10 protein-coding genes and 1 tRNA gene are annotated in these 9,593 nt (G+C 40.1%); 3 read left to right on the top strand and 8 right to left on the bottom strand.

Going from position 1 to position 9,593, the window contains the following annotated elements; translation table 11 throughout:
* Position 1 precedes the first annotated feature (1 nt).
* Positions 2 to 1,573, bottom strand: coding sequence for a histidine ammonia-lyase (gene hutH / locus FM107_RS11830; protein WP_179204469.1), 1,572 nt, complete (start codon positions 1,571 to 1,573; stop codon positions 2 to 4).
* A 106-nt stretch (positions 1,574 to 1,679) separates the two neighbouring features.
* Here hutH and FM107_RS11835 point away from each other — a divergent pair, with 106 nt between their 5' ends.
* Positions 1,680 to 2,588, top strand: coding sequence for a LysR family transcriptional regulator (locus FM107_RS11835; RefSeq protein ID WP_086948724.1), 909 nt, complete (start codon positions 1,680 to 1,682; stop codon positions 2,586 to 2,588).
* Here the strand turns inward: FM107_RS11835 and FM107_RS11840 are convergent, their stop codons facing one another.
* The 5 genes from FM107_RS11840 to FM107_RS11860 all read right to left on the bottom strand — a co-directional run bounded on the left by FM107_RS11840 (position 2,589) and on the right by FM107_RS11860 (position 6,124).
* Entirely contained in the window at positions 2,589 to 2,894 is a 306-nt protein-coding gene (locus tag FM107_RS11840) for a Smr/MutS family protein (protein WP_086948725.1), read from the bottom strand.
* Between the two features lie 95 nt (positions 2,895 to 2,989).
* Positions 2,990 to 3,382, bottom strand: a complete 393-nt coding sequence (locus FM107_RS11845) for a group III truncated hemoglobin (RefSeq protein WP_086948726.1) — start codon at positions 3,380 to 3,382, stop codon at positions 2,990 to 2,992.
* 285 nt (positions 3,383 to 3,667) lie between these two features.
* Positions 3,668 to 4,036, bottom strand: a complete 369-nt coding sequence (gene panD / locus FM107_RS11850) for an aspartate 1-decarboxylase (protein WP_086948727.1) — start codon at positions 4,034 to 4,036, stop codon at positions 3,668 to 3,670.
* A gap of 4 nt (positions 4,037 to 4,040) precedes the next feature.
* On the bottom strand, positions 4,041 to 5,111 hold the full coding sequence (locus tag FM107_RS11855) for a DUF6695 family protein (RefSeq protein WP_086948728.1): 1,071 nt from the start codon (positions 5,109 to 5,111) through the stop codon (positions 4,041 to 4,043).
* An 8-nt stretch (positions 5,112 to 5,119) separates the two neighbouring features.
* Positions 5,120 to 6,124, bottom strand: coding sequence for a PLP-dependent cysteine synthase family protein (locus FM107_RS11860; RefSeq protein ID WP_086948729.1), 1,005 nt, complete (start codon positions 6,122 to 6,124; stop codon positions 5,120 to 5,122).
* 472 nt (positions 6,125 to 6,596) lie between these two features.
* Here FM107_RS11860 and FM107_RS11865 point away from each other — a divergent pair.
* Positions 6,597 to 6,670: transfer RNA gene (locus tag FM107_RS11865), tRNA-Pro, on the top strand.
* Between the two features lie 568 nt (positions 6,671 to 7,238).
* Here the strand turns inward: FM107_RS11865 and FM107_RS20235 are convergent.
* The gene (locus FM107_RS20235) at positions 7,239 to 7,682 is read right to left on the bottom strand and encodes a DUF1648 domain-containing protein (protein WP_086948731.1); all 444 of its coding nucleotides are present in this window, start codon (positions 7,680 to 7,682) and stop codon (positions 7,239 to 7,241) included.
* Between the two features lie 571 nt (positions 7,683 to 8,253).
* A complete protein-coding gene (locus tag FM107_RS11880; protein ID WP_218778969.1) occupies positions 8,254 to 9,255 on the bottom strand; it encodes an IS110 family transposase in 1,002 nt (333 codons plus the stop codon).
* Between the two features lie 142 nt (positions 9,256 to 9,397).
* On the opposite strand from FM107_RS11880, the gene FM107_RS20240 reads away from it, so the two are divergent.
* Positions 9,398 to 9,593, top strand: a 196-nt coding sequence (locus tag FM107_RS20240; RefSeq protein WP_143559482.1) for a DUF4372 domain-containing protein, incomplete at its 3' end; no start/stop codon positions are given.

Here is a 9,593-nt window from a genome sequence, read left to right on the forward strand (position 1 = left end):
GTTAAAATTGATTAAAAAGATGAGCTTGCTCCCCTAGATAGGGAACATTATAATCTTGTGCCACTTGTGTAGCCCGACCGACCAATTCTCCGGAAGCAACAAGCTTTTGCGAAGATGCTAAAATGTCGGTCATTGGTTGATCGGCTTCAATATGCGGGATGTGCTGCCGTACCGCCTGGTGGATAGCTTCGATAATAGGTGTTGAACGAAGCGGCCGATGGAAGTCGAACGCCTGTGCCGCGCATATCAATTCAATACTCAAAATATGACTTACGTTTTCGATTACCTGTAGGAGTTTTCGTCCGCTAATGGATCCCATACTTACGTGGTCCTCTTGCCCTAGAGAGGTCGGTATACTGTCGGCACTTGCAGCAAAGCAAAAGTTCTTATTTTCACTTGCGAGTGCTGCTGTGGTATACTGCAGAATCATAAAGCCGGAATTAAGTCCAGTCGCGGTGAGTAGCAGTTTGGGAACCCCTGGGGTATCACCTTCAAGCGAGAGGTAAACACGCCTGTCTGAGACATTACCGAGTTCCGAAACGGCAAGTAATGCATAATCCATCGGCAAAGCGATAGGTTGACCATGGAAGCTTCCGCCGCTGATGATTAGTTCGCGGTCGATGATTACAGGATTGTCGGTGACGGAATTTATCTCAATTTCGGTTGTTTGTTTTAGCTGGAGCCATGCGCTTCGCGATGCCCCGTGTATTTGTGGAATACACCGTAAAGAATAGGGATCTTGTACCCGTGAGCAGTTCTTGTGGGACTGTACGATTTGAGAATCGTGCAATAAATTATAAACTGTGCTTGCGACGTATTGGTTACCCGGGTGTGGGCGCAACGCATGAAGCTCCCCAAAGAAAGGTTTGATGGAACCGTTCAGCCCTTCTAACATGAGTGATGCTATAAGGTCCGCATTCTGCAAGAGATTTTGCATTTGAACGACCGCCATTACAGCGTGTGCCGCCATGAATTGCGTTCCATTTATTAAAGCGAGCCCCTCTTTAGCGCCAAGCTTGATCGGCGGCAAGCCGTGCGAATTTAATATCGGCGCAGCGGCACATCGTTTCGAATTCACCCATACTTCCCCATAGGCGATCAAAGGAAGAAACAAATGAGAAAGGGGAGCCAAATCCCCTGAAGCGCCGACCGATCCTTGTTTGGGCACTACTGGGATAATGTCGTTGTCAATATGCCAGACGATCCGCTCGATTGTATCCCACTGTATTCCCGAGAAACCTTTTGCTAGGGCATGGACTTTCAGGATGAGCATCAGTTTGGACAGGTCGCTACTGATAGGCTCTCCAACGCCCACAGCATGGCTTTTTAGTAAGTTTTCCTGTAACGTACGCGTATCCTCTGCGTTAATAATACTTGTACACAATGGGCCAAATCCGGTTGTTATGCCATACACCGTTTGTTGGGTTTGGACGATATGTTGCACGTGAGTCGAACTGCGTTCAATTCCTGATTTAGTTTCTTCAGAAAGGATTCCCATTCGGTCCCCGCGCATAATTTCAAGTGCAAGGCTGCATGTGAGCTGGTCAATTCCGTATTGGAAGGTCTTTTTCATAATACTTTTCTTTTAACGGTTCTTTTTCGAGGACGAAACCTTATTTTCAAAATTAATGGTTAGTTTTAATAATTATAAATACTATTTGTGTCATTAAGTAATAACTATGGGTTATCAAATAGAGCTTCGTCATCTGCGCTATTTCCGTGTTTTAGCTTCGGAGCTTCATTTCGGGAAAGCTGCGCAACGATTGTTCATCTCCCAGCCGGGACTCAGCCGGCAGATCAAACAAATGGAAGAAATATATGGCGTTCCCCTCTTAGAAAGAGGAAAGCGCTTTGTAAAACTTACTGCCGCGGGTACATACCTGAAGAAAGAGATAGACGAATTGTTTCTTCATATTACTAAAATTGAGCGTGGGGTGCGTACTTTGGGAGAATTCCCAATCACCCGGCTTCGATTCGGTTTCATTGGCTCCGCCGTGCAAATCGTATTATCCGAATTATTGATCACACTCAAGCATGATCATCCTACAATTGAGGTGGAAATCCAAGAGCAATCCAATCTCTTACAAATAGAAATGCTGCTGCGCGAAGAAATTGATTTTGGTTTTGTACGCACTAATGCCCTTCCGCAAGGAATATCGGCAATACCGATTCTTACCGAACATTTTTGTTTAGTCGTACCCAAAAGCTACCCTATACAACAAGGCAATTTTGAAACGTTAGCCGATTTTAAATTGGAGCAGTTTATCTTGTTTTCTAAGGATTATAGTCAGTCATACTATGATTTGATAATGAGTGTTTTTCATAGTGCAGATTTCCTGCCTCGGGTCGCATTACGCACCGTTAATGCGTTAACTATTTTCAACCTTGTGCAGCAGGGATTGGGCGTTGCCATCGTACCAGCTTCCTTGAAAAGAGGGTACAATATTGATGTTAATTTTATTGACTTGGATATGTTGGAGCAGCGAACTACGTTGTACTTAGCGTGGAATAGTATGAACTGGCATGACCGAATGCAGTTTCTGTTGGATATTGTGAGTGATAGTAGGGATCGAGCGATGCTATTTTAGTTATAAGCCGATGACTACAACGACAACGTCGGGGTTGTTATAGGAGGGGTGATAATTGGCGATCGTCCCGTTAAATTTATATTCCCGAAGCTCCTCGTATAGCAGTTGTCTTAATAAGCCTTTACCCTTACCGTGGACGAATCGTATTTCGTTGTAGTCCCAATAAATTGCGCCATCGAGCATTTCTCGAAAAAAGACAATAGTTTCACCCAGAAGTTCATCGGAGTTATAGTCTTGTGGATTATCGAGGAATGCTTCCGCATGTAGATCAATTTGTTTTGCCGGACGTGGGAGTTGTCTACTCATATGCAAAAATAGCGCGAAAGTTTATTATCCTGAAATTTTTGTGCGTTATTTTCGTGATGCTATTTTTTCCCAACACGGTTTACGTGTTACTTTCTTTATATTAGAGGGGGGAAGGGGGATTTTCTAATATGTTCCAATTTGATTTGAAATAACGCGGCCATCTTGCTTCCTCTACTTTTAGCTTCTGATGCGGTTGGACCTTCGTAGAGGGCGTCCACGGTTTGGTTAAACAAGGATAGCCACCGCTCAAAATGTTCTTTTTCGATCGGAAGTTGTGCATGAGGAGGAAACGGTCTGCCGTTATAGGTATGTTCATCAAGGAGGATCGTTTGCCAAAAGGTGTACATCTTCGCTAAATGCGCAGGCCAATGACCCTCAAGTTTTTCATTAAAAATGGGACCGATAAGATGATCTTTCTGGACTGTGCCATAAAAAGTATCTACAAGTACTTTAATGTCATCCACTGTTTGTATATCTGCCTTATTCATGTTTACATTCCTCTAATGTATAAAGTTAGGCATCACTTATTAGAAAAACGATGAGGTAATTCAAAAAGCACCAGTTTTTTATCTTTATAAGGTAAGGTTTACGCAAAATTGACATAGGGATTGAGCCACGAATAAACAGCCTTGGGAGCAAAGACTAGTTTTGTGGAAAGGGTCGGGCTTAATCCCTGCTAGTCGTTGTTTTACATGCACCCTTCAAGGGGTATTTCTGGGTAAAAAACGTCAGCATTCTATTCTATAACACAGAATGCGGACGTTTATTGAATATTAATAGTTATATTTTTCGACGGACTTTATTTGGTTTTCTCCTTCGGTAAAAACGAGTGTCGGCTGATAGCTCTCAGCCTCTTCAGGGGACATTGTCACAAAAGATAATATGTGTACGGTATCCCCGAGTTTTGCGTGCAATGCTGCACCACCGTTCATACATACTTCACCGCTTCCACGTTTGCCAGGAAGAACATAGGTCATGATTCGACTTCCGTTTACTGCGTTGTTAATGTATACCTGTTCGTATTTTTTTATACCCGCCGCGTCCAGAAGATCTGCGTCAATGGTGATAGATCCATTGTATGCTACGTTAGCTTCCGTTACTTTGACGGTATGAATTTTTGCTTTTAAAAGTGTTACTTCCATGATTTTATGATATTGCTTTTATGTTATAATCTTTTTCACTATTGCTTTGATCGCGATCTGGATCGCTCTTGAATATGAGAAGATTGTTGTTTTGTTCAATACTACAATTATTGTGCGTGAAGTGGAAGGTGAATTGATGAGGTTTTGTTAAATCTAATTGCTGAATGCAATATACCGGTGTCGTATATTCTATTTCCCCTTGCGTGTTATATTTCCGGAGTAGGTAATTAGTTTGGCCAATATGCTGGAGGTGGAACCACGCACCTTCACCGATTCCTCCGAGCCACTGCGCGTCTTTGGGTATGTGTTTTGGGCAGCCGGGAGCATCAATCCAACCAGAATTTGAGTCGATCCCTAAAGTTTTTGAACCTTGTTTTGTGAAATTATCCTTGATCAGACGAAACTGAAAAAGTAACGACTGACGCCGAGTCATCGGCATGGGGTGAAGCGTTGTATCGTGATAGCACATCACGCCTTCTTTGTTGGCCGCATTTACAACATTGCTTGTCGGGCTGGCTTTTAAGCTTTCAGGATATAGTATTTTCCGAATGCGGGAATCCTCAGGTTCCATTGCTTCGGTTAGCACCTGGGCAACATAGCGCGAACAACTATTATTGTTTGGCGCTATTGCCCCGTATAATATCGGTCCATCCGCAACAATTTTCTCGGCGTAAGCATCACCTTTAAGGAATGAAATGGACGGGCAGATACTATATAAAAGACGGCCACCTCCATGCGTAGCATCCTCTATGCTCTTTAGTTCTTTGAGCACATCCTCGATATTTGTGATCGAGCCATCGGACGAGAATTTTGCTCGTGTGTTAATGACTAATCTGGGATCAAATGCATTTGAGCGTGCACGTCCGTATCCACGCGGAACAATATAACGCCCAAAATCATAGTATTTTATTAAACCGGAGGAGCGCTGCACGAGTAGAATGGCTGCGTGCCCTACCTTGAAATTTAAATTTTTGATTATTCCAATTCGTTTAAAAAAAGCCATCCAACCTTCGTCTCCGCGAGCTGTTTTATCGGGCCAGGAAAGAGGAATAGCGATATCATTGTATGTTTGCATGCTTAGAATTAGAACGTGTTTTTTGTGTTATTAGTAGTTTTTAGTAGTTTTTTGTACAATTTACTTTTGTAACGCGAGCCGTGATCTGGAAACAACAATACGACTTGATCAGTCGGTTTAAAATTCATTTTCGTAAGATGCTGTTCTATCGATGCTATCAATGCGGCACTCGAGTACCCAACTAAAATATCCGTTTGTTCATAGTACTCTAAAGCTATGTGTTTTGTTTCACGACTTCCTATTTGAAATATTTCATCCACATAATCAGCGTCGAATGCTCCGGGTATAAAATTCCTACCGATGCCTTCAATACTGTCAAAGGCCTCGGGGTTTTCTGGCGTACGACGATGTTTCAGAAAATACTGCAAGATAGAGCCATTGGGTTCGACCCCCCATATCTTAATATGTTTATTTTTTTCTTTCAAGTACCGACCTACGCCAGAAATCGTACCACCTGTTCCAATTCCTGCAATAAAATGTGTTATGCTTTCATTTGTTTGCTCCCACAACTCTGGTCCGGTCGTTTTATAATGCGCCCGTATATTTTGAGAGTTGTAGTACTGATTGGTGAAATAGGAGTTTGGATTCGTTGCGGCGAACGACTGTGCTCTGAATTGAGTCGAATAAAAGTCGTGTAAGCCATTAGAATTTTCACACATTTCGATTGATGCGCCAGCGGTCTTTAATGCTTCTATTTTTTCGTTTGAACAGCTTTTTGAAACAAATATTTTTGCTTTATATCCCAGTTGTTTCGCTATCAATACGACGCCTAATCCAGTATTTCCACTACTCGCTTCCACAAAATAACCTCCCTTTGTAATCTTGTTCTTCGCTATCGCATCTTGAATCATGAACAAGGCCGGTCGATCCTTGGACGATTTCCCTTGATTATAAAACTCTTCTTTGACGTAAATGTTGGTGTTAAAGCGCACCGAAAGATGCGCGCACTTGCGGAGTGGTGTATTACCTATGTTTATTTCCGTCAATCTATTATTTTCTGTATCTTCCTGCAAGAACTAAACAACGTTAAATTTAAAATCTGTCATATACCTATGTCTATTTACAACGACCAATTTAGCGTTTTGTTTTTTGAATTCAAAAAAGTTGCCGCGAGTAGAGAGCCCACGACAACTATATTGAGAAGAGATGTTTTATTTTTATTTAGATTTAATAAAAACAATATTCAAATATAGCGTCAATAATTACATATTGATATCGTAATCGGAAATAAAAAAGAAAAAATCCGAAATAATCGAAAGAGTAAGAAACAGCGTTACTTTCAACTTTCGAAATGATAACAATTTGATTACAGCCAGAGAATTGTTGTTCTGTAACAACAGATATTAATTGATTAAGCGAATATCGCAGGGTGCATTAAAATTATGATTCAAATAATCAGTATGTTATAAATTATTTTCCTCTACATATTTGCAAATGGGAAATATCGCTGTATATTTGTCCCACGCAAAAAAAATGATACCGAATCGGGGTGTAGCGTAGCCCGGTATCGCGCCACATTTGGGATGTGGAGGTCGTAGGTTCGAATCCTGCCACCCCGACAAAAGCCACTGATTATCAGTGGCTTTTTCTATTTTTGGACATGTTTCGGACAATTTTCATAAAAATATCACTATTGTTAAGATGGAATAACTTAAGGAGAATTGTAACTTTTCAAAATACTAATAGGGCTGGTGACATAATTGCTGAGTAGTGCAGAGTGATTGCCATATTTCTTTTTTTAAATACGAAGGTGCAGAGATGCCTAAAAAATGGAGCTTTTGATCACTAAATGTTTGCATAGGGTTTTATTGAATTTTAATCCAATAAAAAAGGGCTGTCAAAGCCCTTTTAATATAATGATTTGGTAATTTTCTCGCGAGTGGAACCTATGCTCTATATAATAGTTCTCACTTTTTTATCCCACCCAGGTTCCACATTCTTTTGTTTAGTTTTGAATTAATCATTTATAGTTATCCCCCCTTTTCACATAAAGAGAAGTTGAATGCTTCCGTTTCAGGATATAACTGTAATGACAATATCTCATTGTTCAAATGATTTAAAAAGCATGGGAAACAGTGTTTTTTTGTCAAGTACCTTGATACATCAGCTGAACTTTCTATAAAATTCTTAATTGAAATCATTTTTGTTGAACCGAAATATCATTATCGTTACGAACATGATAAAAGAAATCAGATAAAGAAAGAGGTTTGTTTCTTTTATAGCTTTCAGAATCATGAAATTGAATGCAATTGAAGTTATAATACAAAGTACTGCGAGGAACAATTGCATTTTTCGATAGGAGGGCTCTCGAGTTGTCTCTGTAATTTCGAAGGGGTAATTGGCAAATTGAGGCTTCCATATAAAGAATAGTATAAATGCCAGAATACCTGCATTTGCCAATAATGCATAAACTAAATTGATTTTGTCGCCAAATTTGTCGGCTTCGCCACTGATATTCATATGTGTGACGACCGGTTGCGAAATCTGTGTGTAATTTTGAAGTAGAAGGAAGCCGCTAAATAGTAAAATCAGAATAGATAATGAAAATATGTATTTTATTTTTTTTGACATAGCTGGAGAAAATTAAATTCGAGCGGAACATTAGTTGGCTGTAAAAATAAAATAAGCGCCATTGATATTGCAAAAAAGAACGAAAAAATTCCATGCATAAGTATAATTAGTAAATAAAATAAAATCGCAAAAGGTAATAGATTCTTCCGATAGCGTATTGAGCCTGTGAGTGCCAAGAATACAACGATTGAAAATGTTCTACACTGTATGTTAAGACGGTTACTACAAGCGGCATTTGTGAAAAATTGAAGATTTGTGCTTGGATTTCACCAGTATTGCATAGTAGCCCGAGATGTTTACTATCTTTGCTATGTAAAATATAGAAATCTTAAAGTGTTTTTACTTTGAGTCCCACGTTGAAAACTGGTAATATTTTTGCCTATCCACAACTGGGGCTTGACAATGCAACAATTACACATTAAATTTGAAGATAGAATCAAAGCCTTCGGCAACTCCATTTAGGGTTCGCACACGAGGCTTACAGCCTCTTAGTACGAACCCTAAATGGAGTGAGATGACACGAACTATGTTAAAAAGCAAATAAAAAGTCCTATTATTTTTACATTCAGGGCTAAAAAGCTTTCGGCGAGAGCGACCTATCCGAGTACCGACTACCTTGCCCTAGGTGCTCATTGCAGTAAACATCCCCAGATTTATAAACGGCAAAAGCCTGTCGCAACAGCTTATTTGCTACGGCGATAAGCGCTAGCTTTGAAGGTTTCCCTTTGGCTTTTAATCGCTCATAAAACTCCTTGCAGGGCTCGTTGTAGCGGATCGCAGACCAAGATGCTATATAAAGCAAAGAACGGATCTCAGAGTCCCCATTTCTATTTATGGCACCTCTGATTTTTATTGATGTTCCTGATTGCTGGTAAGTTGGGCAGAGGCCGATGTAGCGGGATACCTGTTTGGCATTTTCTAACTGGGAGAACCCTCCAGTTGTAATAATCAATGCACTTGCTATTGTTATCCCTATTCCTGGAATGGATGTTAAGGATTTCATTTGTGCTTGATATGATTCTTTAACGATAGAGCACAAATCAGCCTCAACCAATGCAATCTGTTTTTTTAGAAATGTAGTGGTTTTAGACAAAACAGACAAGCTTTTTCTATCAGTCGTCGGTAAAGCGTCAAATGATTCCTTTAGGTTTTTTAATGCAGTCAATTGCTTCTTTAATTGTCTTAGAACAACCCTTTTTTGCTTTAAGACAATAATATCTTCGGTAGGCATTTTGTAAATTTCAGGTTTCATTTTTTCTCCATACATAGCGATCAACTTTGCATCCACCCGATCGGTCTTAATAGTAGCCATCATCATTCTTGCAAAATGCTTAGTCTGTTTAGGATTAATCAAACTGGTTGCGATTTGCTCTTTGCAAAGCATGTAAAGAAGAAGAGTGCTGTAGTTTCCAGTAGCCTCCATTACGCAATGATACTCTGTGTGGGAGAATGAGGAAATAAATTTCTTGATGCCTTTTACATCGTTGACAAATTCTGCTGTTTTAAAACCAGTTAATTCCGGGTAAGCAACCACGAATGAGCTTTTTGAAATGTCAATACCAATAAATTTCATAACTTTATAATTAGATAACATTGCTGTCCCATTAAAATCTGAAATTGTTCTTTGAAATATTTGAAATATAGTTAGTTACAGAGGTTTTTAGACCGAACGGACTTGAAAACATAGCTTTGTGTTAAGATGAACCTGACAGTCTATGTTTCAAGATAAATATGTTTTCGCCCAATTGGCCTCGTTTCTCAACCGCAGTAAGTTCAATCGTATCGTAGCCAAGTATAACGGCGACAAGTACGTGAAACATTTCACCTGCTGGAACCAGTTGCTTGCGTTGATGTTTGGACAGCTTTCCAACCGTGAAAGTCTCCGGGATCTGGTGATCGCACTTGATGCCC

Origin of the sequence: Sphingobacterium sp. JB170, from assembly GCF_900163865.1 — a bacterium.
Classification (GTDB): domain Bacteria; phylum Bacteroidota; class Bacteroidia; order Sphingobacteriales; family Sphingobacteriaceae; genus Sphingobacterium.